The 26,826-nt window shown below is 40.4% G+C and carries 28 protein-coding genes; 14 read left to right on the top strand and 14 right to left on the bottom strand.

What is annotated here, in order from left to right; translation table 11 throughout:
- Window positions 1-75: 75 nt before the first annotated feature.
- From HYI04_RS02835 to HYI04_RS02820, 4 genes are all read right to left on the bottom strand, one after another.
- Window positions 76-1,218: an HRDC domain-containing protein gene (locus HYI04_RS02835; protein WP_010326777.1), complete on the bottom strand. Its 1,143-nt coding sequence runs from the start codon at window positions 1,216-1,218 to the stop codon at window positions 76-78.
- A gap of 206 nt (window positions 1,219-1,424) precedes the next feature.
- Window positions 1,425-2,021, bottom strand: a complete 597-nt coding sequence (gene recR, locus HYI04_RS02830; RefSeq protein ID WP_010326778.1) for a recombination mediator RecR — start codon at window positions 2,019-2,021, stop codon at window positions 1,425-1,427.
- Window positions 2,022-2,037: 16 nt separating this feature from the next.
- Window positions 2,038-2,367: a YbaB/EbfC family nucleoid-associated protein gene (locus tag HYI04_RS02825; RefSeq protein WP_004697049.1), complete on the bottom strand. Its 330-nt coding sequence runs from the start codon at window positions 2,365-2,367 to the stop codon at window positions 2,038-2,040.
- A gap of 28 nt (window positions 2,368-2,395) precedes the next feature.
- Window positions 2,396-3,583, bottom strand: coding sequence for an O-succinylhomoserine sulfhydrylase (locus HYI04_RS02820; RefSeq protein WP_178895822.1), 1,188 nt, complete (start codon window positions 3,581-3,583; stop codon window positions 2,396-2,398).
- Window positions 3,584-3,725: 142 nt separating this feature from the next.
- Between HYI04_RS02820 and HYI04_RS02815 the strand changes: the two genes are divergently transcribed.
- Window positions 3,726-4,817, top strand: a complete 1,092-nt coding sequence (locus HYI04_RS02815) for an alpha/beta fold hydrolase (protein WP_010326780.1) — start codon at window positions 3,726-3,728, stop codon at window positions 4,815-4,817.
- Between the two features lie 15 nt (window positions 4,818-4,832).
- Window positions 4,833-5,705 (top strand): NAD(P)-dependent oxidoreductase, encoded by an 873-nt coding sequence (locus tag HYI04_RS02810; protein ID WP_010326781.1) that lies wholly within the window; start codon window positions 4,833-4,835, stop codon window positions 5,703-5,705.
- A gap of 71 nt (window positions 5,706-5,776) precedes the next feature.
- On the opposite strand, the gene HYI04_RS02805 is transcribed toward HYI04_RS02810, so the two are convergent.
- Window positions 5,777-6,490, bottom strand: a complete 714-nt coding sequence (locus HYI04_RS02805; protein WP_029575034.1) for a transglutaminase family protein — start codon at window positions 6,488-6,490, stop codon at window positions 5,777-5,779.
- Between the two features lie 380 nt (window positions 6,491-6,870).
- Between HYI04_RS02805 and HYI04_RS02800 the strand changes: the two genes are divergently transcribed.
- The 3 genes from HYI04_RS02800 (at window position 6,871) to HYI04_RS02790 (ending at window position 8,908) form a co-directional block, all read left to right on the top strand.
- The gene (locus HYI04_RS02800) at window positions 6,871-7,140 is read left to right on the top strand and encodes a YARHG domain-containing protein (RefSeq protein ID WP_004697032.1); all 270 of its coding nucleotides are present in this window, start codon (window positions 6,871-6,873) and stop codon (window positions 7,138-7,140) included.
- Between the two features lie 30 nt (window positions 7,141-7,170).
- Window positions 7,171-7,584: an HIT family protein gene (locus tag HYI04_RS02795; RefSeq protein ID WP_004697031.1), complete on the top strand. Its 414-nt coding sequence runs from the start codon at window positions 7,171-7,173 to the stop codon at window positions 7,582-7,584.
- 271 nt (window positions 7,585-7,855) lie between these two features.
- Window positions 7,856-8,908 carry a porin gene (locus HYI04_RS02790; protein ID WP_010326783.1) on the top strand — a complete coding sequence of 351 codons (1,053 nt, stop codon included), beginning with the start codon at window positions 7,856-7,858 and terminating at the stop codon, window positions 8,906-8,908.
- Between the two features lie 104 nt (window positions 8,909-9,012).
- Here HYI04_RS02790 and HYI04_RS02785 read toward each other — a convergent pair whose 3' ends face one another.
- Window positions 9,013-9,633 carry a YidB family protein gene (locus tag HYI04_RS02785; RefSeq protein ID WP_010326784.1) on the bottom strand — a complete coding sequence of 207 codons (621 nt, stop codon included), beginning with the start codon at window positions 9,631-9,633 and terminating at the stop codon, window positions 9,013-9,015.
- 108 nt (window positions 9,634-9,741) lie between these two features.
- Window positions 9,742-10,209, bottom strand: a complete 468-nt coding sequence (locus tag HYI04_RS02780) for a DUF6231 family protein (RefSeq protein ID WP_004697025.1) — start codon at window positions 10,207-10,209, stop codon at window positions 9,742-9,744.
- 34 nt (window positions 10,210-10,243) lie between these two features.
- On the opposite strand from HYI04_RS02780, the gene HYI04_RS02775 reads away from it, so the two are divergent.
- Window positions 10,244-11,113, top strand: a complete 870-nt coding sequence (locus HYI04_RS02775; RefSeq protein WP_010326785.1) for a DUF2797 domain-containing protein — start codon at window positions 10,244-10,246, stop codon at window positions 11,111-11,113.
- A gap of 82 nt (window positions 11,114-11,195) precedes the next feature.
- Here the strand turns inward: HYI04_RS02775 and HYI04_RS02770 are convergent, their stop codons facing one another.
- From HYI04_RS02770 to HYI04_RS02760, 3 genes are all read right to left on the bottom strand, one after another.
- Window positions 11,196-13,061, bottom strand: a complete 1,866-nt coding sequence (locus tag HYI04_RS02770; protein ID WP_010326786.1) for a SurA N-terminal domain-containing protein — start codon at window positions 13,059-13,061, stop codon at window positions 11,196-11,198.
- Between the two features lie 131 nt (window positions 13,062-13,192).
- Window positions 13,193-13,465, bottom strand: a complete 273-nt coding sequence (locus HYI04_RS02765) for an HU family DNA-binding protein (RefSeq protein ID WP_004697018.1) — start codon at window positions 13,463-13,465, stop codon at window positions 13,193-13,195.
- A 168-nt stretch (window positions 13,466-13,633) separates the two neighbouring features.
- A complete protein-coding gene (locus HYI04_RS02760) occupies window positions 13,634-14,101 on the bottom strand; it encodes a phasin family protein (RefSeq protein WP_010326787.1) in 468 nt (155 codons plus the stop codon).
- Between the two features lie 193 nt (window positions 14,102-14,294).
- On the opposite strand from HYI04_RS02760, the gene HYI04_RS02755 reads away from it, so the two are divergent.
- From HYI04_RS02755 to fdx, 8 genes are all read left to right on the top strand, one after another.
- Window positions 14,295-14,942 carry a hypothetical protein gene (locus HYI04_RS02755; RefSeq protein ID WP_010326788.1) on the top strand — a complete coding sequence of 216 codons (648 nt, stop codon included), beginning with the start codon at window positions 14,295-14,297 and terminating at the stop codon, window positions 14,940-14,942.
- A 113-nt stretch (window positions 14,943-15,055) separates the two neighbouring features.
- On the top strand, window positions 15,056-15,529 hold the full coding sequence (locus HYI04_RS02750; protein WP_004697011.1) for an Rrf2 family transcriptional regulator: 474 nt from the start codon (window positions 15,056-15,058) through the stop codon (window positions 15,527-15,529).
- A gap of 1 nt (window position 15,530) precedes the next feature.
- Complete coding sequence (locus tag HYI04_RS02745; protein WP_058869682.1) at window positions 15,531-16,748, top strand: IscS subfamily cysteine desulfurase; 1,218 nt, start codon at window positions 15,531-15,533, stop codon at window positions 16,746-16,748.
- A gap of 104 nt (window positions 16,749-16,852) precedes the next feature.
- Window positions 16,853-17,239, top strand: coding sequence for a Fe-S cluster assembly scaffold IscU (gene iscU / locus HYI04_RS02740; protein ID WP_004697007.1), 387 nt, complete (start codon window positions 16,853-16,855; stop codon window positions 17,237-17,239).
- A 36-nt stretch (window positions 17,240-17,275) separates the two neighbouring features.
- Window positions 17,276-17,596, top strand: coding sequence for an iron-sulfur cluster assembly protein IscA (iscA, locus tag HYI04_RS02735; protein ID WP_004697006.1), 321 nt, complete (start codon window positions 17,276-17,278; stop codon window positions 17,594-17,596).
- Window positions 17,597-17,715: 119 nt separating this feature from the next.
- A complete protein-coding gene (gene hscB / locus HYI04_RS02730; protein WP_004697004.1) occupies window positions 17,716-18,231 on the top strand; it encodes a Fe-S protein assembly co-chaperone HscB in 516 nt (171 codons plus the stop codon).
- A gap of 37 nt (window positions 18,232-18,268) precedes the next feature.
- The gene (hscA, locus tag HYI04_RS02725) at window positions 18,269-20,128 is read left to right on the top strand and encodes a Fe-S protein assembly chaperone HscA (RefSeq protein ID WP_178895821.1); all 1,860 of its coding nucleotides are present in this window, start codon (window positions 18,269-18,271) and stop codon (window positions 20,126-20,128) included.
- Between the two features lie 16 nt (window positions 20,129-20,144).
- Entirely contained in the window at window positions 20,145-20,483 is a 339-nt protein-coding gene (gene fdx / locus HYI04_RS02720; protein WP_004697000.1) for an ISC system 2Fe-2S type ferredoxin, read from the top strand.
- A gap of 75 nt (window positions 20,484-20,558) precedes the next feature.
- Here fdx and HYI04_RS02715 read toward each other — a convergent pair whose 3' ends face one another.
- The 4 genes from HYI04_RS02715 to HYI04_RS02700 form a co-directional block, all read right to left on the bottom strand.
- A complete protein-coding gene (locus tag HYI04_RS02715; RefSeq protein ID WP_178895820.1) occupies window positions 20,559-22,022 on the bottom strand; it encodes an adenylate/guanylate cyclase domain-containing protein in 1,464 nt (487 codons plus the stop codon).
- 58 nt (window positions 22,023-22,080) lie between these two features.
- Window positions 22,081-22,515 (bottom strand): HIT domain-containing protein, encoded by a 435-nt coding sequence (locus tag HYI04_RS02710; RefSeq protein WP_178895819.1) that lies wholly within the window; start codon window positions 22,513-22,515, stop codon window positions 22,081-22,083.
- A 231-nt stretch (window positions 22,516-22,746) separates the two neighbouring features.
- Complete coding sequence (gene mfd, locus HYI04_RS02705; RefSeq protein WP_178895824.1) at window positions 22,747-26,205, bottom strand: transcription-repair coupling factor; 3,459 nt, start codon at window positions 26,203-26,205, stop codon at window positions 22,747-22,749.
- Between the two features lie 140 nt (window positions 26,206-26,345).
- Window positions 26,346-26,711 carry a hypothetical protein gene (locus tag HYI04_RS02700; RefSeq protein WP_010326793.1) on the bottom strand — a complete coding sequence of 122 codons (366 nt, stop codon included), beginning with the start codon at window positions 26,709-26,711 and terminating at the stop codon, window positions 26,346-26,348.
- Window positions 26,712-26,826 lie beyond the last annotated feature (115 nt).

Below are 26,826 nucleotides of genomic sequence, written 5' to 3'. Positions count from 1 at the left end.
CTGACATTAGTCATGATTAACGCATTAGTCGTGATTTTGTATAAATATTCAAACTTCAGACCAATTGACTAATTATTAATCCATGACTTTCATTTGCGTTGAAAGATAGCTTTCATCACGGCGTAGGAGTTGAATTAAAGGTTGGGTTAACAAATCATAGCGCCAACCTAATAAATAATCAGGCAAGTCTTGCTCATCATTATGAAAAACCACATGTTGATGCAGCGCGTTCATCCACTTTTTGCGCATCAACACTTCTTTAGGAATGCTGGTTTCATTGACCACATTTTGAATTAAGTGATCAATCTTCTCCCCCACATCTTTTGAAGAATGACGGATCGGACGTGCCATACGTAGTGGCCAATCTGCTTGCTCAGGCAAGAATTTCACCAAATCTAAAATGGTTTTACCGTGCTCGCGGACGACGTTTTGACGTATGTCTTTTACACCCGATAACTGAAAAGCATTTTTTGGATTTTTCTCAACCAAATCAATCATGCTTGAGTTTTTCAAAATGAAACTACGTGGTGTATTTAGCGCTTTCACCATGTGCTCACGCCATACAGCCAACTGCTGCAACTGCATTAACTGACGACGTGAATGTCGATAGTTACCAATATCTTGATAGAGTAAATGCAAAGGCGTTTCTGTCGCGATCTCTTGCGTCAGATGCTGACAGTCCTCAAGTGCAAAATTTAAGAGTGACTTTGAATCTAGTTCTTGTTTAACTTTTTCTGAGAGATTCATCAAGTACAGCACATCGTTTGCCGCATAGCTCAGTTGTGCAGGGCTCAATGGACGCGCCAACCAGTTTGAGCGGGTTTCCCCTTTATCGATATCGACATCCAACATTTGTTTCAGTGCATTTTGATAGCTCACTTGTAGACCATGTCCTAAGAAAGACATACCCACTTGGGTATCAAATACATTGTTTAAGGTTTTATGCTGTGCATAGTGATAAATCAGGTCGATATCTTCACTACATGCATGAAAGACATTTTGCTGTGCACGAAAAAGTTTATTCCAAAATTCAGATAAATCGAGTGTCGTACCATCGAGTAAATAGACATTGTTTTCGACATTGATTTGAAATACGCCTAACTTTGGCCATAAGGTATCGACTTTGATGAATTCTGTATCGAGTCCATAGACTTCGTTACGATCCATTTTTTCTAAGACTGGTGTTAAGTCTTGTTGCTGCTGAATAAACTGAAACATATCCTACTGCGTCTAATGCTAGATGCTCTTTGGGCTATCTTACCTGAATAAGATCATTTAGCTATCAAGATTTCTAAGGGTTTTTTAATTATTTGCCGTTTTTTGTGATTTTTTTATACAACTAGATTCAAATTAATATTTTTTTTATCTTACTCAAGATTTCAATCTTGTAGCTCAACTAAAAAATGAAACAAGTATCGAAATACTTATTTCATTCGCATTCTGTTATGTACAGCTTGGCTTAAGGTATGACTATCGACATATTCAAGTTCGCCACCCTGTGGTACGCCTTGTGCAATACGCGTCATTTGGATCGGTAAATGTTTCGTCGCCTCAACCAAATAATGCGCTGTGGCCTGACCTTCTACCGTTGCATTGGTCGCCAAAATCACTTCTGTTACTTTACCATCGCCTAAACGCTGGATTAGATAAGGAATGCCGATCTCTTCAGGCCCAATACCATCAAGTGGAGATAAATGCCCACCCAATACATGGTACTTACCGCGGAAACTGCCACTTTGCTCAATCGCCATCACATCTGCGGGAGACTCAACCACACAAAGGAGTTGATCGTCACGTTCATGCGAGATGCAAATATCACAAACTTCGTTTTCAGTCAGTGAGTGACACAAACTGCATTCGTGAATATAGCTGGTGGCTTCGTTTAAAGCATGTGCAAGACCCACAGCCCCTTCACGATTTTTCATAATCAGATGAAGCGCCATGCGCTGAGCCGATTTCGGCCCAACACTTGGCAAAATACGTAAAGCTTGTACCAGTTGATCAAAACGATCGCTAAACACTATACGTATTCCTTAATTAGAATAAACCAGCAAGACCCGGTGGTAAGCCTGCACCTGAGTTCGCAGCTTTCATCCGCTCTTCAGTGATTACTTCGGCCTGACGTGCAGCATCATTCATTGCCGCAGCAATTAAGTCTTCAATCATATCTGCATCATCTTGCAATAATTCAGGATTGATTTCGATACGTTTTACCACATTGCGGCAAGTCATCGTCACTTTAACCAAACCACCACCAGCTTCAGCATGCACTTCAGTTTGCGCAAGCTCTTCTTTGGCTTTTTTAATGTTGCTTTCCATGTCTTTTTGCATGCGTTGAGCTTGCTGCATTAACATATTAATGTTCATTAAAATCTCCGAACATAAAATTAAAAAATTAGATTAAGTCTAAACCACGTGTGATATCGCGAATAATATCATCAATATCTTCTAAACCAACAGAAACACGAATTAAACCTTCACGAATTCCTGCGGCTTGTTTCGCTTCTGGTGAAAGTTTGCCATGGGTAGTCGTTGCAGGATGGGTAATGGTCGATTTGGCATCGCCCAAGTTACCTGTAATTGAAATAAACTGAGTATTGTCAATAACAGTCCATGCCCCTTCGCGCTCGCCTTTCACTTCAAAAGAAACGATCCCACCAAAGCCTGTTTGTTGCTTCGCTGCAAGATCATGCCCAATATGCTCTGGTAAACCTGCGTAATACACTTTTTCGACTTTCGGGTGTGTATTTAAGAATTCTGCTAGCTTTTGCGCACTTGCTGAATGCTCACGCATACGTAAACGTAGAGTCTCTAAGCCTTTTAAGAATACCCATGCATTGAAAGGACTCATTGAAGGCCCTGTAGTACGCACATAACCAAATACTTCTTCGAGTAGTTTATAACTACCCACTACTGCACCACCAAGAGCACGACCTTGACCGTCCAAATACTTCGTCGCTGAATAAATCACCAAGTCCGCACCAAACTCAATTGGACGCTGCAAAACGGGTGTACAGAAACTATTATCAATCGCTAAAAGTGCGCCATTGGCATGTGCGATATCAGCAAGTGCTTGAACGTCTGCCACTTCAGCCAAAGGATTCGACGGAGACTCAACAAAGAGCAATTTAGTTTCAGGCTTAACGGCATTTTTCCATGCATCTAAATCTGTTAAATCGACAAAGTCGACAGTTACACCAAACTTAGCCACATATTTTTCAAACAAAGATACGGTCGAACCAAATACCGCACGTGAACAAATCACATGATCGCCCAGTTTTAAAAATGACATTGCCACGGCCATAATTGCGGCCATACCCGAACTGGTTGCCACTGCACGTTCTGCACCTTCTAAAGCTGCAAGGCGTTTTTCAAACATTGCAACAGTTGGGTTGGTAAAACGCGAGTAGATGTTCCCTGGCTCTTGACCTGAAAATTTTGCTGCGGCCTCTGCTGCATTTTCATAGACAAATGATGAAGTTAGAAAGATAGGTTCGCCATGTTCTCCCTCGAAACTACGCGTATGCCCAGTACGAATGGCTAAGGTATCTAATTGGTATTCAAATTCGTCTTGTAGGCTCATGGCTCTGGTTCAGTCGACAGACTGCCTTTGTAAAGAATTGCCAACATTTTGAGCGTCTAGGCTATTTAAGGTCAAGGTAAAATACGCGAATATTGATTAGACTTCGATCAAACTTTCTGCTTATTTGAGATCTAAGACCTATATGCACGCTTTAAAAACTAAAATTTCAATACATCAAAATAAATTAAAGAATCTTTCTACGCGCATTTTTAATGGAAAGTCACTCATTTTGTCGCAAAGCACGGCTTATGAAGTGATTGAAACATTTGATCTGACCCAAATTCGCTATTACGCGCCTGAAGTGCGTAAATATAAAGAACCCTTAGTTTTTGTGGTCCCGCTAGCCATCAATATGTCTATTTACGACCTTTATCCTTATCGCTCGCTGGTGAAGTACTTCCAACAGCAAGGCTTTGCCGTATATGTGATTGATTGGGGGAAATTAAATATTCATAACCGTCATTTTAACTTTCTGACGTTTATTGATCATTATATTCCACTCTGTATACAAAGCATTTTAAAACATAGTGATAGCGAGCAAATTTCCCTGCATGGCTGGAGTATGGCTGGCATTTTCGTGACCTTGTATACCGCCTTACATCAACCCAATTTTGTGAAAAATTTAATGGTTTTAGGGAGTCCAATAGACAGTTATAAATCTGGGCGAAATGGCCAGTTCTTTGCATATCTCAATCGAATCATTTCAAAAAGCAAAGCATTACAACAACAAATTTATCAGGGCAAAATACCGAAGCGTCTGCTTCATACCTCTGGAGGGTTAAATACTTTTGGTTTTAAAATCATTGATCCTATCGGCTGGTTTCAAAGTCATAAGAATCTACTGCTTAATTTAGATGACCATGAAGCCTTGTATGAACATGCCACCATCGGCGGTTTTCTCAATCGTATGATTGATTATCCCGGAGGCATCAATCAAGACATGCTTTTTAATGTTTGGCTGCGTAATCCACTCAAAACTGGACTAATCACATTAAATGAGAAAAGCATTGCTTTAAAAAATATACAGTGCTCATTGCTTGTGGCTGCGGGCACAACAGACCAACTTGTTACAGCAGAGGCAGCTCAACCATTAACCCAATTGACAAGTAGCACCGATGTCACGTTTACTCTTATCCCAGGGGGACATTTAGGACTGATGTCGAGTAAGCGTAGTGCCGATGAATTTTGGCCACAACTGGCTCAGTGGTTAAGTGAACGTTCAAGTAAAATTTAAATACTAAGGTTTGACATGATTCAGTCAGTTGCATTTATCGGTCTAGGCGCCATGGGTTATCGCATGGCATCACACTTACCTAAACACTTTGAACACGTGTGGGTATGGAATCGCAATTTTGATAAAGCAAAACAACATGCAGAAGCCTATGGCACGCAGGCAGTGGAACTTGCGCAAGCCGTTCAGGCCGATGTAGTCTTCTCTTGCCTTCCAACCAGTCAAGATATTGAAGACTTACTTGCGCAAGTTGAGCTTAAAGCAGGCAGTATTTGGGTCGATTGCACCAGCGGTGTACCCTCTTCTGCAAAAAAAGTAGCTGAACAACTTAAACAACATGGTGTGGACTTTTTAGATGCACCTGTGAGTGGTCAAACTATTGGCGCTGATAATGCAACCCTTACGGTTATGATCGGTGGTGATACAGCTGCTTTTGAACGCGCATTACCAGCCATTCAAGCGTTTGGTAAACTGATTAAACACGTGGGCGAATCGGGTGCTGGTTTTGCAGTTAAAGCCGTAAACAATATGCTTTTGGCTGTGAACCTCTGTGCTGTTGCCGAAGGGTTTACCACCCTAAAAGCCCATGGCGTAAACTTAAACGAAGCATTAGATTGCATTAATGCGTCTAGTGGTAAAAGTGGCGTAACTGAAACTGTTTTACCACAGCGCATTCTCAACCGCAGCTTCCCGCTTACTTTTGCACTCCCTCTATTAGCAAAAGATACGGGCATTGCCGTTGATTTAGTCCGCGAAGCAAAACTATCCGCACCTGTGATTGGACTGGCTCAAAGTTTAATTCAAACTGCTAGTGATTTATCTGAAGCAGACAGCGATTTTTCTTCAGCAGTTAAACTATATGAGTCATGGAGCAAAATTACTTTAGAGTAATGCTTATCATAGTCAGTCATACTTTAACTTTAATCATAAGTTAAGCTATTCCGATGGCCGAACAAAAAGCCTCATAAAGAGGCTTTTTGTATATTTCTAATTTTATTGACATTTTTATTCATTAAGTGTCTGACTACATATTTAAAAGCCATACGTTGTATCGGACTAAGTTCTTGTTGGTGCATATTATAAAAATCATCTGGGCTAGCAAATAAACCGAAATCTTGATTAATCCCCTTGTCTTGGATAAAAGTATCATTCAAATTCCAATCGATAGGTGGATTTTCAAAGTTCTCGGTAAATACCCCAAAACCACAAAAAATTTTTGTTTGATGCTTATTTATACTTTGTAATTTTTCTAGATAAAGTCGATCAAGAATTACACCCTCCAAAATATACCATTGTCCATTCACATGAACTTCGACCCAACTATGCAAAATATTCTTGGGCGATAACTTATACCAAATGCCTTTGATTGCACCTTTTTGTAAGGCTTTATCGATGGTAAACCCATGTATCCGAGTGGCTTCAACCACCGCTCGGAGTAACGCCATCAATAACGTTGCTTTGGTATTACACTGACCATAACCGTCGCTTAAGACTTGAGATGCCTGTATCGTATCTCCCGTGTTATAGCCAAATTGAACTTCATCACGAACAAAGTTATAAATATTCCTCACCTTATTAACTTCATCAAGATCTCTCCATTTGCGCTGTTCAATCAAATTTTGAATCGATGGATGGTAATAATCTAAAATCGGCGTCTGTTCTAATAGCCTTAGCATACTCAGCTCTCCAATAATGAATAACTTAAAAAAACTCATTGCTAATCGTAAAAAATTCCTGAAATAGAATTTGAGATGAGGCGAATATTAAAGGTTAAAAAAGCTGACGCACCGAAGCACTGTGGCCCTCTCAATGAAATCTAAAAATATTAGAGCCTAAGAAAAGTTGTAAAAAATAGACTAAATTACATAAAAAACTTAAATATCCATTTCTATCCACCATCTTAAAAGCTATTGATATATATAAATTTTATGTATTATATGCAGCAATTATGAAGTAAAATTACAATTGAGTAAGAACTCACCATTGAATAAACAGAACAAACCCCTATAAAGTAATAGTGTGACTACATACAATGTTACAAACTGAGGAAATTCTCATGAAAAAGTTGACTGTAGCGGTTTTTGCCAGTCTTGCAACATTAATCGGGGCGCAAAGTTTTGCGGCATCACCTGAGCAAGAGTGTCAAAAATTAAAAGATGATCATGATGTCATTTATGCATCTAAAGGTTTCTGTTTTAAGGACCCTGAAGCGAAAGCAAAATTTGGCAATGATAATTGCTACACCACTAAACCGAAATTCTCTGAAAAAGAGCAACAACGTCTTGACGCGATTAAAGAACGTCAAAAAGAATTAAACTGTAAGTAAATCAGTTTAAGCGAAACTTAAGGAATAGACATGGCTTACGATGAGCAAAACATTTTTGCACGAATTTTACGTGGTGAACTTCCAGCCATTAAAGTATATGAAGATGACCAAGTTCTTGCATTCATGGATATTATGCCTCAAGCAGACGGTCATACTTTAGTCATACCCAAAACACCTGCAGTAACTTTACTCGACCTCCCTGCCGATGCTGCTGCCTACACCATTCAAGTGGTACAAAAAGTAGCAAAAGCCATTGAAGTCGGTTTGGATGCCCAAGGCATTGTCCTCATGCAACTGTCTGGAGCTGCTGCTGGGCAAACCGTTCCCCATGTACATTTCCACCTCATTCCGAGTTCGGTACATGAGCTAGGTAAGCATGCGTTGCAAATGGGTGATCAAGAAAAAATCAAAGCACAAGCAGAAAAAATTCGCGCTGCTTTGTAATTCCATCCATTCAATCAAGGAGCTTCGGCTCCTTTTTTAGGTCTAAAAATAAATAAGATCAATAATCTAAGTTCTCAAAATCAAGCTTAACAATTTATCGCGGAAATGCATTTGACATTGACTTGTTTAATATTTTTGTAATATTCCCTTAATATTAATGACTTATTTGTAATCAATAATGAGCGCCAAGAGACAGAAGTCTGATGAATAAAAAGACGACTGAATAACCTTTTATAGACGAATCAACAAAAAGTCTTTCTTGGAGCTACACATGAAAAAAACACTTTGCGCATTAGCAGTTGGGGCAACTTTACTTACACCAGCTTTAGCGATGGCTGCTGACGTAAAAATTTATGGCCGTGCGCATGTTTCTTTAGACTATCTAGATGATGGCGCTGACTATAACGAAGTTGGAATCTCTTCAAACTCTTCACGCTTAGGCTTCAAGGCTGAACAAGAGCTTGAAAATGGCATGACTGTATTCGGCCAAATTGAACAAGAAATCAATTTCGCAAGCGGTTCATCAAATAGCGACCTTGAGTTTGCAACACGAGATACTTTTGTAGGCTTAAAAGGTGACTTCGGTCAAGCACGTGTGGGTCGTTTTGACAGCCCATTCAAGGCTGCACGCGGTCCAATCAACTTCTTTGGCGACATGGTTGGTGACGTACGTAACGTAACACGTGTAGGTAACTTGAAGTTTGATGAGCGTAATGCAAATACTATCGAATATAAATCACCTAAATTTGGTAATGGCTTCAATGTATTAGGTGCACTTTCTTTACATGAAGCAAATAGCCCAGATGCAACAAAAGATGGTGCTAAAGACAAAGATAAAGCTTATGACTTAGCTTTAACCTATAAAGAAGGTAACGTCGACTTCGCTGCTGCATACGAACACTATGAAGAAGAAGCAACTAGCGGTGAGCGTGATGGTTTCCGTATCGCTGGCGCATACAAAATCACCCCTGACTTTAACTTAGGTGGCATGTACCAATTCCTACAACATGACAACTCTACAGTTACTCCTGATGCACAAGTCTTTGGTGTAGCGGGTGAATACAAGTTTGCTCCAAAAACTTTAGTACGTGGTGAAGTATTCTACCGTGATGTCGATGCAGATGATGCAAACTCAACATTACTCGCTGTTGGCCTTGAGCACCGCCTAGACAAAGCAGTTCGTTTATACGGTAACTTGGCAACGGTTATTAATGATGACAAATCAAACCTAACCCCTTGGAAAGAAGGCCGTACAAACAGCGTAAGCGGTGTAGCGGGTGAAAACAGTCTTGGTCTTTCTCTAGGAATGCGTTACGACTTCTAAGTTAGCGCTCCCCTAAAAATTAAAAAACACGCTTCGGCGTGTTTTTTAATCTAGAATTTCAAGTAATAAAAAAGCCATTCTAGGATGGCTTTTTTATTGTGAATTTAGCGTTTTAAAAAACCCGAAACCAAGTTCAATACCTGTTGGATATCCGCGTTGGCTTCTTGAGGATTGGTTTGTCCTGCTTGCGGGGTGAGTGAATCAATAATTTGCGGTAATACTTGTGAAATAGCACTATATACATCTTGTTTAGGTGCATTCGCTTGCTCTGCAACTTGCTCCACCGCGGCATCATCAAACAAGTTTTGCACTTGCTCTGGATTTACACTGGCATTTTCTCCTGGCCCTGTTGAAACCCAGTCCTCGACCTGACTGCTTAAACCCTGTCCTTTGAGTTTATCTAAAGCTGCTTGCAAACCACCTTGCTGTTGAATCCATGCCAAAATCAAAGGCAATACCGCAATCAATAAACTTTTCCCACCGCCTGCAAATCCTGAGTTCTGCGAGTTTGGCATCTGTTGTGACTGTCCACCAGTCAAACCGCCCAACACCGAACCTAAAATATCGCCCAGACCACCCTGTTGTGTTTGGCCTGTACCACCCGCCCCGAGTTGTCCAAGCACCGAACCCAAAATTCCACCCAAACCACTTTGTTGGTTTGACTGTTGCTGACCGCCCATGGCCTGCTTTGCTAAAATTTCTATAATATTATTCAGGTTCGTCATCACTTTATCCTTTCTAGGTTTTTTAAACAGCATACGATGTTTAAAAAAACCCTATAGAAATAAATTGTTAATTTTTGCTATGAATGGAAAAATACAGTCGCAGTCAAATCACCAACGGAATTTATTCCAGTTTTCAGGATTCGCCCAAAACTTTGAATTAAACCAGTCAGGCACATGCTTATAGGTCAAAATATTAAATTGCCATAAAGCAAAGTCTTTACCATGCGTCGTTTTATCGATTAGTTGAGTAAAACCTAAAGCACGAAGTAGTTGTTCATCCTGCAATTGACTCACCACCACAATACGCTTTGCCATCAAATCTCTTAAACGCACCAATAGTTGTGATTTTTGTTGTGAGCTTATATTTTGCATTTCTGCCGTATCAAAAAGCACAAAACCTAAATCATAGCGCTGGGTAAAAGGCAGACTTAAAAAGTCAGATACGCTAAAATATTGCCATTGAATAGATTGATGATGATTTGGGCTGAGATCCTGCCCAATGCACAATGCAGTTGAAATAGGCTGTTCTTGAGATAAATCGTCTAGCATAGAAGTAATGACGTTCAGTTCAGCCATAACCGCATCCTTAATATTGAGTGAGTAATTCTGTATGGAACTTCAAGGCATTTGCCATAAAATGCATGCAGGTCTTAAGGACCTTAGTGTAACTGATCAACATACACACAAGGCAAATGTTGAATATAAATTTATCCTAGATCGTTCAGAAGTTGACCTTCCTTTTAACTTGGGTCAAGAAATCGAGATAGAATGGACTGGTAAAATCTTCTGTGTTTCATGTGGTGCTAAAACATCTAAATCGTTTTCACAAGGCCATTGCTTCAAGTGCTTTAAAACCAAAGCCTCTTGTGACATGTGCATCATGAAACCTGAAACCTGTCACTACCACTTAGGCACCTGCCGAGAAGACAGCTTCGCGCATGAAGTTTGCTTTCAGCCTCATATTGTTTATTTAGCCAACTCAAGTGCCCTAAAAGTTGGGATTACAAGGATTAGCCAAATGCCAACCCGTTGGCTCGATCAAGGTGCAACCCAAGCCCTTCCAATTATGAAAGTCGGTTCGCGCCGTCTTTCAGGCCAGCTCGAAATTATGTTTGGCACACAAGTGGCAGACAAAACCGATTGGCGCAAATTACTCAAAGGCGAAGCTGAACCACTCGACTTGATTGAAGTTCGCGAACAACTCATCGAAGAATTTGCACCTAAAATCCAAACCATTCGTGAGGAATTTAGTCAAAATCTTGAATTCAATGAAACAGTTGACCTTTTGGAAACTGAACTGCCACGCGAGTTTGTTTATCCAGTTGAGCAATATCCTGAGAAAATTAAATCCCACAATCTGGATAAAACCCCAGTTATTCGCGGTAAGTTACAAGGGATTAAAGGTCAGTACCTGATTTTAGATACGGGTGTGATTAATATTCGTAAATATTCAGGTTATGAGCTCAAAATCCGTGCCTAAAGCTACTTACCCTTAAGTAGAATTTGACTATCTCTATACATAAAAAAACCTGCACGAATGCAGGTTTTTTTATAGCGTGCGATTATTTAATTTTCGCATGTGCTTTTAAGTATTGCACATAATCTTCAGCTTCTTGCTGACCACGAAGTTGTTGATATAACTTCGAAAGCTCAGCCAACTGCTCATCCGTCAATGCACTAGACGTCGTCTTGTTTACGTTTGATACCGCGACCACCACCATTTCTGTTGGCAATAATGCTGTTGTTACAGACCACTGTCCTGCTTTTGGTGCCGCTTGGCTAAACGCCGCACGCTCAACTGCACGCGGTAAACCTTGTGAACGAATAAACACTTGCGGTGCAGTAAAGGCTAAGCCACTCTTGGCAACAACTGATGCTGCTGGTTGAGTTTTAAAGTCTTTTAAACTTTGAGCAATTTTGGCTTTAGCAGCATCATAAGCTTTTTGTTCAACCAATTTTGCTTTCACACGTGGTGTTGCTTCTTGAAGAGTTTGGACACCTGCCGCATGATAATCACGTACTTTTGCCCAAACCACATCCCCATTCGGAAGTTGAATGCTGCTGGTCGCGTTACGATCACCGTTTTTAACGTCATCATTAAACAGTTTCACTTTTACCGCGGCATTACTTAATACAGGATGCTGTGTAGATAAGGTCATGCCTTTTACAGTTTGAACTTGTACACCTTTAACTTCTTGAGACACCACGTCTAAAGCATCTGAGTCTACAACCAGTTCATTTAAACTGTTTACAGTATCAGAGAATGCATTGGCTGTTTTATTCTTCTGAACTTCCTCAGTCAAACGTGCTTTTTCATTTTCAAAAGATGGCAACTTCACAGCTGGTGCATCAGTTTCAATGACATGGTAACCAAATTCAGTTTTTACAGGCACTGACACTTGACCCGATTTAAGCGATGCTACAGCTTGGTCAAAAGCATCACCAAAAGTGCCTTTGTTATAAACGGCTAAAGCACCACCATTCGCTTTAGATGCAGTATCTTCAGAGTATTGAGCCGCAGCTGCAGCAAAGCTTGTGCCTGCTTTAATTTTTGCAACAACTTCTTCTGCACGTTTTTTTGCTTCAGCATCTGTACGTGCATCCGTTGTAATCAGAATATGTTTAACCAAAGGCGCAACATTATCTTTTTGTGCTTCAACAAACTGTGTATAGGCTTGCTGCAACTCCGCATCTGTAACAGGTGAAGCAGCAGCCGGCACATTGGCTGGTGTTAACAACACATAGTCAACATCTACACTTGCCACTTGTTTAAACATGGTTGGGTGTTGCTTGTAATAGTTTTCAATCTCTTGTGCTGAAACCTTGACGTTCTTTTTATATTCATCAAGATTTACATTGGCAAACTGCACAGTACGCTGTTCTGTTTGTAAGTTAGCGATTTGTTGAATATCTAGTTTACTCACCAATGCATAATCAACAAAAGTCGAACGCATCATTTTTAATGCATGGTCTTGACGTAAGTTTGCAACGAGCGCATCACTACTCATACCCACAGACTGCAAATAGCTTGAATAACGCGTTTCTGAAAATTTTCCATTTTCTTGAAAACTTGGCTGTTGAGCAATCATCTGTTCAATTTGAGTATCACTAAGTGAAATGCCCAGCTTTTCAGCCTGTTGCAATAACAAAGTATTTGCGATCAGTTGGTCCATCGCTTTATCTTTGATAAAGCTTTGGTTCAGTAAAGTTTCATCCCCATTGGCATAAGCTAAGAATTGTTCTTTAAAGGAAGCGGTTAAGGTCTCTAATTCCTTTTCAGAAATATCTTGGCCATTGACTGATTTCACAGCGTCTTTTGATCCGCTACTAAAATATCCTTCAATACCTACAAGTGCTAAAGGGGTCAAAAACAAAATGAGCAAAGCCTTGCCCAACCAACCCTTAATAACTTTACGAAAAGATTCCATAAGTATTCCAATATTTTATTTGCCCGAGATTTTAACTGAAAAGCAGCAATGAATGAATGTGTTATCGACACATTTTCTAATGTTTAATAAAAAACGCGCCGAAAAGGCGCGTTTAGTATTTATTTAAAAGATTAAGCAACTGAATCTTTTAAACCTTTACCAGCTTTGAAGCTTGGTACTTTGCTTGCTTTAATTTCTAAAGTAGCACCAGTTTGTGGGTTACGGCCAGTACGTGCAGCACGTTCTTTCACATTGAAAGTACCAAAACCAACAAGTGTAACTGTATCACCAGACTTAAGCGCTTCAGTGATTGAAGCAATTGTAGCGTCTAAGGCCTTACCAGCATCAGTCTTAGACAATCCCCCTTTCTCTGCAATTGCATCAATTAATTCTGATTTATTCATGTGGATCGCGTCCTCTTAATATCGTTTATTTAAGGTCCAAAAATTTAGTATAAATTACCGTAACGCCTTTATAGCAATGCTTTAGGTGAAAACGCAATACTCTGTATATGCTTTTTTGGAAAATAAATCACAAAAAAACGTTGAAAAAGGTACAAAAGCACAACCAGATCACTTTTTATTCACTTTTTCGTTTAACTTCTTATTTTCTTCAATCAAAACATCGATTTTATCATTAAGTTGAAGAATCAGGTTTTCTAAGTACTGAATATCTTTCACCGTGACCAATCCAATCCGGTTTAAGGAGTGATTTACCCCGCGATCTACAATCTTCTCAACCTTGTCTTTAGTATCCGTCACCGATTCACGCGCTTTCTCAGATACCTTTTCAACCGTTTGGTCAGCAATTTCAGTGGTTTTAGATTCTAACTCTTCGCCGACTTGGACCAAGGAGTCAAATAATTTATTCCCTTCTTCCTCTGCACGTGAAAAAGCACCCAAACCCGCTAACCAGATTTGCTTGGTATACTTTCTAAAATCCAAACTATTTTTACGGTGAAAATGATGCTTAGTTTTTGTTTTTTTTAGTGTTTCATCTTCTGGCGAAATATCATCCAACTCTATATCTGCTTTTTCCATTAGCACCATCTCCTGCATGATTTATGTGCAAAAACATCCAAAAAATCTTATAGATTGCACTATACTAGCAAATATTAGACTTGATCGATTTGTAAAACTGTTCTACAAAGCATCTTTATTACATTTTTATTTTTAAGTCTGAAGTTTTTGCGAGCAGGATGCTCATTTCAGGTCAGGATTTAGGTTACTACTTATGAGTGATTCTCAAAAAGAACACAATCAAACACATATGCTACTCACTATGGTGATGATTGTTCTTGAGACGATCTTTTCTCTTATTTTAAAACACGACCGCGTGGTTGCACTTCATTCTAAAAAGTTTGTTGAGCAAAATATTGCGATTAAAATAAATAGCTACCTGCCTTATTTTGACTTCTATATCACCTTTACCACTCAAGGTGTTTTATTTGACGCCAAAGCACCCGAAAAACCAGTCGACTTAGATGTACGCACCACATTGATGGATTTAATTAAAATTTTCGTCTTTGGAAACCGTCGTAGTATTAAAACCATGCGTATTGATGGTGACATCACCTTAAAAGATGAGTTCCGAGATTTAATTTTACATTTTAGTGCACCTAAAGTTCTTGCCGATTGGAAAAACTGGTTAACTGAACCAACTGATCCGCAAAATGTGGTTGCATCCAAAAAGCGTATTGCACCACTTTTAGAGAAAATTGAAGAACAACGTTCTAAAATCAACACTCTACAGGTTGAAGTGAAACAATACAAAAATCGTATTCGCCGTATCGAGCAACGTCAAAAACGTATAAATGTCACATTTTTTGTGTTTTCTATACTTTTGATTAGCTTATTGGTATATAATATTTGGCTTGCATAACTACATAATATTTCAAGCAAATTAAATACGCACAATCCCTATTAAAAAAACTTGACTATTTTAGTCAGGATTCTTAAAATCGGCACATCTAGTCTAATCATGTGTATCGAATCATGCGCTTAACAACTCGCGGACGCTACGCAGTGACTGCTCTACTTGATTTAGCTTTGCAGCCAACTGAACAAACGATCACGCTTGCAGAAATTGCAGCTCGTCAAACTATCTCTGTTGCTTATCTTGAACAGTTATTTGCGAAATTAAAGCGCCACGGCTTAGTTTCTAGTATTCGTGGTGCCAACGGTGGTTACCACTTAGCTCGTCGCGCTGATGAAATTACAGTATTAGCAGTTATTGAAGCTGTAAACGAAACAGTTGATGCCACTCGCTGTGACCATAAAGGCAACTGCCAAAATGGCGCAATGTGCTTAACTCACGATTTATGGCAAGAACTCTCCCATCACATTGCCGACTATCTCGCTAAAATCACTCTTGCTGACCTTGTAGCACGTGACAACGTTCAAAAAGTTGCCATTCGCCAAAACACAGCACCTTCAGATTCAGCCCTTTTATCGGTAACAGGTATTTGACATGAAACGTCCAATTTATCTTGATTATGCAGCAACAACTCCTGTAGACCCGCAAGTCGCTGAACGCATGATGGAATGTCTGACATTTGACGGCACATTTGGCAACCCAGCATCTCGTTCTCATGCTTACGGTTGGCAGGCAGAAGAAAAAGTAGAATATGCACGTGAACAAGTTGCGAACTTGATCAAAGCAGATCCACGCGAAATCGTTTGGACTTCTGGTGCGACTGAATCAGATAACTTAGCTCTTAAAGGCGTAGCACAATTCTATGCGTCTAAAGGCAAGCACATTATTACAAGTAAAATTGAACACAAAGCTATTTTAGACACTTGCCGTGAGCTTGAGTCTGAAGGTTTTGAAATCACTTACCTTGAGCCACTTCCAAACACGGGTTTAATTACCCCTGAAATGGTTGAAGCAGCTATTCGTCCAGACACTATTCTTGTTTCACTTATGATGGTGAACAACGAAATTGGCACTGTGACTGATGTTGCCGCAATTGGTGAAATTACTCGTGCACACAAGATCTTCTTCCATGTCGATGCGGCGCAAGCTGCAGGTAAAGTTGAAATTGACCTTTCAACTATGAAAGTTGACCTCATGAGCTTCTCTGCTCATAAAATTTATGGCCCTAAAGGTATTGGCGCACTCTATGTACGTCGTACTCCACGTGTTCGTTTAAAAGCGCAAATGCATGGTGGCGGTCATGAACGCGGTATGCGTTCTGGTACACTTGCAACACACCAAATCGTTGGTATGGGTGAAGCATTTGAACTTGCAGGTAAAAACTTAGCTTCTGAACAAGCACGCATTCGCGTACTTCGTGACAAGCTTTGGAATGGCTTACAAGACTTAGAACAAATTTTCTTAAACGGCCACCCAACACAAAACGTTGCAAACTACTTAAACGTAAGTTTCAACTTTGTTGAAGGTGAATCGTTAATGATGTCGTTGAAAGACGCTGCTGTATCTTCGGGTTCAGCTTGTACTTCAGCAACATTAGAACCTTCTTATGTATTACGTGCACTAGGTTTGTCTGACGAACTTGCGCACAGTTCAATTCGTTTCAGTTTTGGTAAATACACCACTGAAGCAGACATTGACCATGTACTTACAGTGACGCGTTCTGCGGTTGAGAAACTTCGTGAACTTTCTCCACTTTGGGACATGTACAAAGACGGTATCGACCTTTCTACAGTTGAGTGGGCTGAACACTAATTTTTCCCATTGAAGTCATCCACATACTGGATGACTTCATTGAAAAATCAAGTTTTGACCCCATATTTAATATTAACGCTGACCCCGAGGTTTGGAGACGCATCATGGCTTATAGCGAAAAAGTAATTGACCATTACGAAAACCCTCGTAATGTAGGTGTATTAGACAAAAATGCTGAAAACGTAGGTACAGGTATGGTCGGAGCACCTGCATGTGGCGACGTTATGCGTTTACAGATCCAAGTAGATGACAACGGTGTGATTGAAGAAGCACGTTTCAAAACTTATGGTTGTGGCTCTGCTATTGCATCAAGCTCTTTAGTGACTGAATGGCTAAAAGGCAAAACTTTAGATCAAGCTCAAGCGATCAAAAACATTGATATCGCAACTGAACTTGCGCTTCCTCCAGTAAAAGTACACTGTTCTGTACTGGCTGAAGATGCTATTAAAGCTGCTGTTGAAGACTACCGCAGCAAAAAATCTAAAGCTTAATTGCTTCGCATTTTAAAGAAAGATTAGGGAGTTTTCATGATCAACTTAACTGAAAATGCTGCAACTCATATCAGCAATTATTTAAAAAATCGCGGTAAGGGTGAAGGTATTCGCGTTGGCGTGAAAACTTCAGGCTGTTCTGGTTTGGCTTATGTGCTTGAATTTGTCGATTCAATTGATGCACATGACACCACCTTTGAGCAGTTTGGGGTGAAAGTATTTGTAGACCCAAAAAGCTTGGTTTATCTCGATGGTATGGAGATGGACTACGTGAAAAATGGTTTAAACGAAGGCTTTGAGTTTAACAACCCAAACAAAAAAGGCGAATGTGGCTGTGGTGAATCTTTCACCGTATAACAGTTCATTAACTTGCTTTTCAACATTAAAACAGTGTGTATCACACTGTTTTAATTGCATTTACATAGAGTGTTTTTGCTTTCGCAATGACCCCCAATTTAGCGCGGAATCCCTCTCCTATGAATCATTTTGAGTTGTTTAACCTCCCAGTAGCACTCGATATTGATTTAGCAACCTTAAAATCAGAATTTTTAAAGTTGCAGCAACAATATCACCCAGATAAAGCTCTCGATAAAGATCAAGCCCTCATAAAATCAAGTGAGATCAATCAAGCATTCAAAGTTTTATCTCAGGTTGATAGCCGTGCAGGATATTTATTAGGATTAAAAAAACAAGATTATCATCTTGATCAATCCATCAATGATTTTGAATTTCTCCAGTCTGCCTTAGAAATCCGTGAACAACTTGATGAAGCACGTTCAGCAGATGAATTACAATCACTCAAATTAGACGTTCAACAATGGATTGATGGTTTAGTCCGCGAATTCAAAATTGATTTTGAAGAGGAAGATTGGGCTGAGGCACGTGATGATGTCCGCAAACTTCGCTTCTTTGTAAAAGTCATGCATGACATAGATAAAGCTGAAGATCGTTTTGAAGATGACGATAGCTTTGATTTAGATGATGAATTTTAACTTATTTTTAATTTTTGACGCTCAAAGGATGTAACACATGGCTCTCTTGCAAATTGCAGAACCTGGTCAATCAAGTGCGCCACATGAACACCGTATTGCCATTGGTATCGACTTAGGTACAACTCACTCTCTAGTTGCAACTGTACTTTCAGGCAAGACAAAAGTTTTGCATGATGAACAAGGTCGTGTCTTACTCCCATCGATCGCGCATTATGGTGTAAGCCAAACCCAATATGGCGACGAAGCAAAACCATTTTTGACTGCTGACCCTAAAAATACCATCGTTTCAGTCAAACGTTTTATGGGACGCTCTAAAGCCGACATTAAGTTTCAACACCCCTACACTTTAGTGGGTGAAGATAATCAAATGCCTGCTTTTGAAACTGCTCAGGGCCGCAAAACCCCTGTTGAAGTGTCCGCTGAAATTTTAAAGCAACTGAAAGATCGTGCTGAAGCGAGCTTAAAAAATGAAGTCAATGGTGCAGTGATTACTGTTCCTGCATACTTCGATGAAGCTCAGCGTCAAGCGACACGTGATGCCGCACAACTTGCGGGTTTAAACGTATTACGTCTTTTAAATGAGCCTACTGCTGCTGCAGTTGCCTATGGTCTCGACCAAGAAACCAATCTTGCGCATGATCACAACTATGTGATTTATGACTTGGGTGGCGGTACCTTTGACGTTTCAATTTTACGCTTTTCACAAGGCGTGTTTGAAGTGTTAGCGACGGGTGGTCACACTGCATTAGGTGGTGATGACCTTGACCGTTTAATCGTAAAATGGGCGAAAAAAGAACTCAACATTGAGCAGTTCGATGACACTGAATATGCACACGTTTTAGTTGCTGCACGTAAAGCCAAAGAAGCTTTAACCGACGCAGAAAGCGTTCATTTACAAGTCCTAGAGCATAGCTTAACGCTTGATCGTGCGACATTTGAAAGCATTATCAAAGTTGCTTTAGATAAAACGATTAGTGTGTGCAAACGCGTCCTCCGCGATGCCAAACTTGAACTCAGCGACATTCAAAACGTGGTTTTGGTCGGTGGCTCAACTCGCTCTTATGCTGTACAAAACGCTGTACGCGATGTATTTGCTCAAGAGCCATTGTGTACCATCAACCCAGACGAAGTTGTTGCTATTGGTGCATCGATTACAGCCAATCAGTTGATTGGAAACACAGCCGATGGTGCATTACTGCTTGATGTAACTCCTCTTTCTCTCGGTCTAGAAACCATGGGGGGCTTGGTTGAGCGTCTTATTTCACGCAATACCGCAATCCCAGTTGCACGTCGCCAAGAGTTCACCACCTACCAAGATGGCCAAACAGCGATGTTGATTCATGTGGTTCAAGGTGAGCGTGATTTGGTTGAGCATTGTCGTAGCTTAGGTCGTTTTGTCCTTCGCGGTATTCCACCAATGACTGCGGGTCAAGCGCGTATTGAAGTGACCTTCCAAGTGGATGCCGATGGCCTACTGACGGTTTCAGCTAAAGAAACAACCTCTGGCGTACATGCACAAATTGACATCAAACCATCATATGGTTTGGCTGATAGTGACATGGAGCGCTTACTGCTTGATGGTTATAAGTTTGCTGAAGAAGATAAAAATCTTCGTCACTTACAAGAAACCAAAGTTGAAGCAAAACGCGAACTCGAAGCTTTAGAGCAAGCCTTGAAAGTGGATGCTCACCTGCTCACGAATGAACAACAAGTTGCATTAAATGCGGCCAAAACTTCATTAGAAGCAACACTTGAAACAACAGAAGTCAAAGCAATTGAATCTGCTGTTGAACAGCTTAAAATATACAGTGATGCTTTTGCAGCAGCACGTATGAATCAGCATATCGATGCAGCGCTGAAAGGCACAAAACTCGACGACTGGTCAAACTCAAACTAATTTATAGGTAAAGACTATGCCACGTATTAAAGTTCTCCCACATGCGCAAATCTGCCCAGAAGGTGCTGAGTTTGAAGTTGAACAGAATGCGAATCTTTGTGAAAGCTTACTGAAAAATGGAATCAAGATTGAACATGCGTGCGATATGTCCGCTGCATGTACAACCTGTCACGTTGTGGTGCGTAAAGGCTTCGACAGCTTAGAAGAAATGAATGATGTTGAAGCCGATCTACTGGATCGTGCTTGGGGCTTAGAGCCGGACTCTCGTTTGTCTTGCCAAGTGAAGTTAGTGGATGAAGACTTAGAAGTTGAAATTCCTAAATACACAATTAACCACGCGTCTGAAAATCACTAATTTTCAAAGCGTAAAAAAGCCACTCATTGTAGTGGCTTTTTTACGACTCTTACTTTTGTATCTCACACCATCAAGTTAATGATATTCATTTTTTTGAACAGGCTCTATTACTTCATCTTCAAGATTGAGTTTGACGATACCTTGCGAGTTGGTCATCTTCTGTTGGGTTTGAATGCGTTGAATCATTTTTTCTAAGACTTGAATTAACTGCGGATATTCAAAATTTTGCACTTCATCTAAGTTCAGCAGTAAATGAAACCCTTTATATTCATAATCAAACCAGCGTTGATAATCTGATTTTTGCGAGGTATATTTTTCAACGACTTGCCACGTCTTCACAGCACCTTTAATTCCCTTAAGGAAAATTGGCGCTTTCGGTGCACAAAGATAATCATTTTTTACTAAATTATGTGTATCGTCCGAAATTAAGATTTCATCCACTTGCGCTGCACTTTGTAAACGTGCAGCAAGGTTTACATCACGACCAACAATGGTATAAGCCATACGGTGCGACGCACCATAGTTCCCTACGTGGCAATACCCTGTAGAAATTCCCATACGAATATGCAATGGTGGATAACCCATTTTCACCCAACGTTCGCGCAGGATTTTCATTTGCTGACGCATCGCCATAGCCATTTCCAAACAGTTTTGAGCATCACGCTCTACACCTTCAGAATTAGGGTCACCAAAGAACACTAAAATTGCATCCCCCATGAATTTATCCACAGTACCTTCATATTGCTTCGCAATCTCGGTCATGTGTTTTAAATAATCATTGAGTAGGAATGCTAAATCATCCGGAATTAAGCTTTCAGAAAGCTCTGTAAAGCCCTGAATATCTGAAAAGAAAACTGTCAGTTTCTTACGCTTGTATTCAATTTTCGCTTCAGACTCACCCTTCATAATCGATTGCCACAACTGAACTGGTGCATAGCGACTCAGTTGATTGGCAAACTCCATATAACGGTTCATCTGATCAAAATAGTGATTTTTGCGGCGGTATATGTCTTGCATTTGGTTGCGCTGATAATAGCTACCCACGCCAAAATAAGTGGTGAGGCACAAAAAGCCCAATACGATCAGTTCGGTACTAGTAGCCTCGAAATACTCACCAAAACCAAAGACAAAGATAATTGAGATATAAAAGACAACCACCCCAATCAGACTGGCCAAAGACACCATCAAAAAAGAAATTTTATTGCTAATAGCCGTGTAAAGCATAGCAAAAATGGTTAAAAATGTGAGTACGATACTGAGATGTACAGCGGCTAAAATGATCGCTGTAATGATAATATCAATCACAAACATCACACCGCGTCGCATCGTATTATTGAAGCGATAACCTAACCACCTTGAAAATGGCGGTGTGATCAATAACACAATGAGCAACAGCAGCGGCACATAAATCTGATATTGCGTATCTGCCATCGTATAATGATAGACGATGGTTATTAAAGACAGCATGCCATATCCCATCACACGATGGAAATATTCAAATTGTTTGGGCTCTTTAGATAACCAATCGTCTAATGGCACTGCTCGTTCCCCACTATGCGCACGATCAAATCATCCCTGATTTGATTTCTCACGTGTATTAGTCCATACGCCAATCGAATGGCATATCACCTTGGCCACGTAGTGCAAGCATTAAAGTTTGACGCATATGCGCAAGCACTTCATTGCTATAAGGAACAGCGGCAGTACCCCAAACTGGTTTTGGCCATGCGACATCGTTTTGATAACGTACAACATGGTGAAAATGGAGCTGCGGAACCATATTACCTAAAGCAGCAACATTCATTTTGTCAGCACGGAATACACGAGCCAATTGGCTTGATAACCAGCTTGACTCACGTAAAAACTGTTCTTGGTCGGCTTGACTAAGCTCATATAACTCAGTGATGCCTGACACGCGTGGAATTAAAATTAGCCACGGGAATTGCATATCATTCATTAAGCGACATGTTGAAAGTGGAAAGTCGCCTACAAAAAACGTATCTTGAGCAAGTTGTGGATGCAAACTAAACATATCTTTATAAATGATGCAAATTAGAATAATGGCTAATACTATCACATCCAATCAGAGGTGAATATTGTAAGCAATGTGTTTCAACACAAATAAACTACGTTTTACTTTGAACCACATCACATTTATTACTTTAATAAATTTCATCAAAAAATCAAGTCTTTCTTTTTATAGCGCAAGTGCGCAAGAAAGACCAGATATCTGCATGAAATCACAGCAAATTAAAACTAAATTTTAATGCAACTCTTTCAACAAACTTTCCAATAAGTCATTGATAAATTGAATCCGTTTTTCATATTCCTCTAGTATGACCATGACCTTTAAGCGCTGACCACCTTCCATCCTAAAAAAGGTCGGGTGTTTTTGCATCATCTGAATAATACTGATTGCCTGAACAGGAGTATCTGGTGAAAATTCAATCGTACCACCATTGGCAGAAATATCCACTTTGATAATGCCCAGTGTTTCTGCTTTCAAACGCATCTGATGTACAGCAAAAAGCTGCTTTACAGGTTGTGGTGGTATCCCAAAACGGTCAATCAACTCCATACGAATGTTATCGAGTCTTTCCTGACTGTCCGTATTACTAATACGCTTATAGAACAATAAACGCTGATGGACATCTCCCAGATATTCATCTGGAATCAAGGCCGGCATATGTAAATTGATTTCTGCGGTCAGTGAGAGTGGCGCATCGAAATTTGGGGTTTTGCCCTTTTGAATGGCTTTGGTCGCCTTTTCGAGCATCTCCATATATAAGCTATAGCCAATGGCTTGCATTGAACCACTTTGTTGCTCGCCAAGTAGCTCACCCGCTCCGCGAATTTCTAAGTCTTCCGTCGCTAACATAAAGCCCGCACCTAATGTCGATGCCCGCTGAATCGCATCCAGACGTTTTTCAGCATCACCTTTTAATCCTTTGATGGATGGCACCAACAGATAGGCATAAGCTTGGTGATGCGAGCGCCCTACACGCCCACGTAGTTGATGCAACTGCGCTAAACCCAGCTTATCTGCCCGCTCAATTAAAATGGTATTGGCATTCGGAACATCAATCCCTGTTTCAATAATGGTTGAGCAGACCAGCACGTTATATTCTTTATGGTAGAACTGTTGCATGACTTGTTCTAACTCGCGTTCACGCATTTGACCATGTGCAACAGCCACACGTGCCTCAGGGACCAACTCTCGAAGACTTTCCGCTGCACGCTCAATGGTTTCGACCTCATTATGCAAGAAATAAACTTGGCCACCACGCAGTAACTCACGCAAGATAGCTTCTTTAACTGAATCACCCGTATGTTCTTGCACAAACGTTTTTACCGCTAAACGTCGTGCAGGTGGTGTAGCAATAATGGATAGATCACGCATGCCACTAAAGGCCATATTTAAAGTCCGTGGAATTGGAGTTGCAGTCAGAGTCAACATATCCACATCTGCACGCATTGCTTTAATCCGCTCTTTATCACGTACACCGAAGCGGTGTTCTTCATCCACAATCATTAAGCCTAAGTCTTTAAACTGGACACTTTCTTGTAGAATTTTATGCGTACCAATCACGATGTCGACTTTGCCCTCAGCTAAGTCTTCGATCGTTTTGGTATGTGATTTACTGCTGCCAAAACGCGATAAAACTTCGATACGAATAGGCCAGTCTGCAAAACGGTCTTTAAACGACTCATAATGCTGTTGGGCCAGCAACGTCGTCGGCACCAAAACGGCCACTTGTTTGTTGTTCTGCACGGCTAAGAATGCTGCGCGCATCGCAACTTCGGTTTTACCAAAGCCCACATCACCACAGACCAAGCGATCCATCGGTTTAGCCAATTGCATATCATACAAAGTCGCTTCAATCGCATTGGCTTGATCGAGTGTTTCCTCATAGGCAAAGCCACTGGCAAACTGCATATATTGACCTTGATCCAACTCAAAACCAAAACCTGGCTTCGCTTGGCGACGGGCTTGGATATGCAATAGCTCCGCTGCTACATCATGGATTTGCTCCAATGCTTTACGCTTTGCTTTACTCCAAGCATCTGTACCCAACTTATGCAAGGGTGCTAAGTCTGGGTCGCCGCCGCTATAACGGCTGATCAAATGTAAATTGGTGACAGGAACATAAACTTTGGCGGCATCGGCATAATCAAGCTGCAAGAACTCATAGTCTTGATCATCAATGCTTAAAGTGACTAAGCCCGCATAACGCCCCACACCATAGTCGATGTGCACCACCGGCGCACCCATACTCAACTCAGTCAAACTGCGGATGAGAAACTCTTCCGAAACCTCTTGCTGGCGTTTACGACGGCGCTGTACAACGCGATGCTCATACAACTGATTTTCAGAAATGATGCTAATGCTGTCTTTTAATACCAAGCCACGCTCTAAGGGCGCACTGGTAATTGCAATGGCATGTAAAGATTTTTGAAATTCAGCAAAATTCTCGACATTAGGAATCTCTCCCAATGTGGCGCGCAATGCATCTTTTAAAGTTTCACGACGCCCCGCACTTTCAGCAACCAGTAATACTGGATGGTTAGCAGCATCAATATACTGTTTAACCGCGTGAAAGGGCTTTTCATTTTTAGGATCGACCGCTAAACGTGGTGGAAGTTCAGTATTTAAATTGGTCACACCCGCTTTTAGATCAAAAGCCTCGACTGAGGCAATAATACGTGGAAAGGTATTGAGCTGTTCTAAAACTTGATTGGTCGAAATAAAAAGCTGGTTAGGGGCTAAAATTGGCTGATCAACATTATGGCGACGGTCTTCATAACGTCGATCGATTTCTTTCCAAAAACTATCTAAACCATCATCAACTTGCCTATCTGTAATGACAATGGAATGATTTGGTAAGTATGAAAGCAGTGTGCTTTGAGCTTCCATCTGCGCAGCACTGAAAAATAGTGGGAAATAGAACTCAATCCCTGGTGAGGCAATCCCTTCTAACACATCCTGATAAATTGGATTTTTCTTTGGATTTGCCGTCGGAAACATTTCTGCATAGCGATCACGAAATATGCTGCGTGCCTCTTTTAAAGGAAACTCTTTAGCTGGTAATACGGAAAACTGTTTTAAGTTTTGCGTAGTGCGCTGTGTTTCAGGATCAAAAAATTTAAGGGTTTCAATTTCATCATCAAACAAATCTATGCGAATTGGTGCAGCTTGACCTGAGGCATAGATATCCATAATGCTACCCCGAACCGCAAATTCACCATGGTCATATACTGTGTCGACCAAATGATAGCCTGCTTGAATCAAACGCTTCTTTTGCTGTTCTAATTCAAACTTTTGACCGACGTGAATATCAAAGTGTTCTCCCAAAACCCACGAAGTCGGCGCTACACGCTGCGCCAAGGTCGAAGCCGAAATCAGTAAGACACCTGTTTGCGGCATATTGGATAAAATTGCGAGACGCTCAGATACAATATCTTGATGAGGAGATAAACGATCATAAGGCAGAATTTCCCAGTCTGGGAAAATGGTCGGTCGAATACCGTAAAATTCAAATTCACTTTCGAGTTGTGCTAAGTGTTGATTATTTTTCGCCACAACTACAAAGAGCTTTTTATTTTGTGTACTTAACGTTTGAATGAATAATGCAGCTGAAGAGCCGAGCAAATTTCCCAGCCAACGTTTTTCGCCTGTTTTTAGTTGTTGCACATTCAGTTGGGAGATTTCTTCTTGGAACATGGACATGGCTTTAGCGTTTAAAAACATGCGTCATATACTAGCATGATGTCCTCTCGCTGCATGTTATTTTTCACGACAACAACAACATCAATCTAGCGCTAAGTCCTTTTTACAACTCAAATTTATGGCTTTTAAAAGACTTATTTTTTGTCACGTATAAACTGGTAATAATAGTCATTAAGTAGCTTAATCATTCGCTTTAGCTCAGTTAAGTTTTCTAGATTATTACCTAAACGTGCGACAAATCGTTCATTGGCAATTTCTAAGTCGATTTTCTCATTGATTAGCATAGCACTATAAAAAAGTGCATTAAGATCATCAAACTCACTAATTCTACGATTTGAAAAATAGACCAAACGTTCAGCATGTATGGCATTTAGCACAATACCTTCAATGATAAAGCCTTTTTCATCATTATATTCAATCTGATGCTGCTGCAAAAAAAGTTGTTCTGGCGCATCTTTCTTTAATTTAAATAATTGGCTTAATTTACTCAGCATAGACATTTAATCATGGTTCTTCACTCAAGCTTATTGTAGTTCTAACTGCTACCTTTTGTTAGCTTGTATCGGCTAAAAAGTATAAAAGCAGCGCATTGACTACTTTTATACCTATATATAG

Source organism: Acinetobacter sp. SwsAc2 (genome assembly GCF_013391465.1).
Classification (GTDB): Bacteria; Pseudomonadota; Gammaproteobacteria; order Pseudomonadales; family Moraxellaceae; genus Acinetobacter; species Acinetobacter johnsonii.
The sequence above is the reverse complement of the archived record's forward strand: the minus strand, read 5'-3'. Positions and strand labels throughout refer to the sequence as shown.

Excerpts from the sequence above, each read along its gene's own strand:
- HYI04_RS02835 (WP_010326777.1), bottom strand. The coding sequence starts at position 1,218 with ATGTTTCAGTTTATTCAGCAGCAACAAGACTTAACACCAGTCTTAGAA.
- HYI04_RS02825 (WP_004697049.1), bottom strand. The coding sequence starts at position 2,367 with ATGAACATTAATATGTTAATGCAGCAAGCTCAACGCATGCAAAAAGAC.
- HYI04_RS02820 (WP_178895822.1), bottom strand. The coding sequence starts at position 3,583 with ATGAGCCTACAAGACGAATTTGAATACCAATTAGATACCTTAGCCATT.
- HYI04_RS02815 (WP_010326780.1), top strand. The coding sequence starts at position 3,726 with ATGCACGCTTTAAAAACTAAAATTTCAATACATCAAAATAAATTAAAG.
- HYI04_RS02810 (WP_010326781.1), top strand. The coding sequence starts at position 4,833 with ATGATTCAGTCAGTTGCATTTATCGGTCTAGGCGCCATGGGTTATCGC.
- HYI04_RS02805 (WP_029575034.1), bottom strand. The coding sequence starts at position 6,490 with ATGCTAAGGCTATTAGAACAGACGCCGATTTTAGATTATTACCATCCA.
- HYI04_RS02800 (WP_004697032.1), top strand. The coding sequence starts at position 6,871 with ATGAAAAAGTTGACTGTAGCGGTTTTTGCCAGTCTTGCAACATTAATC.
- HYI04_RS02795 (WP_004697031.1), top strand. The coding sequence starts at position 7,171 with ATGGCTTACGATGAGCAAAACATTTTTGCACGAATTTTACGTGGTGAA.
- HYI04_RS02790 (WP_010326783.1), top strand. The coding sequence starts at position 7,856 with ATGAAAAAAACACTTTGCGCATTAGCAGTTGGGGCAACTTTACTTACA.
- HYI04_RS02785 (WP_010326784.1), bottom strand. The coding sequence starts at position 9,633 with ATGACGAACCTGAATAATATTATAGAAATTTTAGCAAAGCAGGCCATG.
- HYI04_RS02780 (WP_004697025.1), bottom strand. The coding sequence starts at position 10,209 with ATGGCTGAACTGAACGTCATTACTTCTATGCTAGACGATTTATCTCAA.
- HYI04_RS02775 (WP_010326785.1), top strand. The coding sequence starts at position 10,244 with ATGGAACTTCAAGGCATTTGCCATAAAATGCATGCAGGTCTTAAGGAC.
- HYI04_RS02770 (WP_010326786.1), bottom strand. The coding sequence starts at position 13,061 with ATGGAATCTTTTCGTAAAGTTATTAAGGGTTGGTTGGGCAAGGCTTTG.
- HYI04_RS02765 (WP_004697018.1), bottom strand. The coding sequence starts at position 13,465 with ATGAATAAATCAGAATTAATTGATGCAATTGCAGAGAAAGGGGGATTG.
- HYI04_RS02760 (WP_010326787.1), bottom strand. The coding sequence starts at position 14,101 with ATGGAAAAAGCAGATATAGAGTTGGATGATATTTCGCCAGAAGATGAA.
- HYI04_RS02755 (WP_010326788.1), top strand. The coding sequence starts at position 14,295 with ATGAGTGATTCTCAAAAAGAACACAATCAAACACATATGCTACTCACT.
- HYI04_RS02750 (WP_004697011.1), top strand. The coding sequence starts at position 15,056 with ATGCGCTTAACAACTCGCGGACGCTACGCAGTGACTGCTCTACTTGAT.
- HYI04_RS02745 (WP_058869682.1), top strand. The coding sequence starts at position 15,531 with ATGAAACGTCCAATTTATCTTGATTATGCAGCAACAACTCCTGTAGAC.
- iscU (WP_004697007.1), top strand. The coding sequence starts at position 16,853 with ATGGCTTATAGCGAAAAAGTAATTGACCATTACGAAAACCCTCGTAAT.
- iscA (WP_004697006.1), top strand. The coding sequence starts at position 17,276 with ATGATCAACTTAACTGAAAATGCTGCAACTCATATCAGCAATTATTTA.
- hscB (WP_004697004.1), top strand. The coding sequence starts at position 17,716 with ATGAATCATTTTGAGTTGTTTAACCTCCCAGTAGCACTCGATATTGAT.
- hscA (WP_178895821.1), top strand. The coding sequence starts at position 18,269 with ATGGCTCTCTTGCAAATTGCAGAACCTGGTCAATCAAGTGCGCCACAT.
- fdx (WP_004697000.1), top strand. The coding sequence starts at position 20,145 with ATGCCACGTATTAAAGTTCTCCCACATGCGCAAATCTGCCCAGAAGGT.
- HYI04_RS02710 (WP_178895819.1), bottom strand. The coding sequence starts at position 22,515 with ATGTTTAGTTTGCATCCACAACTTGCTCAAGATACGTTTTTTGTAGGC.
- mfd (WP_178895824.1), bottom strand. The coding sequence starts at position 26,205 with ATGTTCCAAGAAGAAATCTCCCAACTGAATGTGCAACAACTAAAAACA.
- HYI04_RS02700 (WP_010326793.1), bottom strand. The coding sequence starts at position 26,711 with ATGTCTATGCTGAGTAAATTAAGCCAATTATTTAAATTAAAGAAAGAT.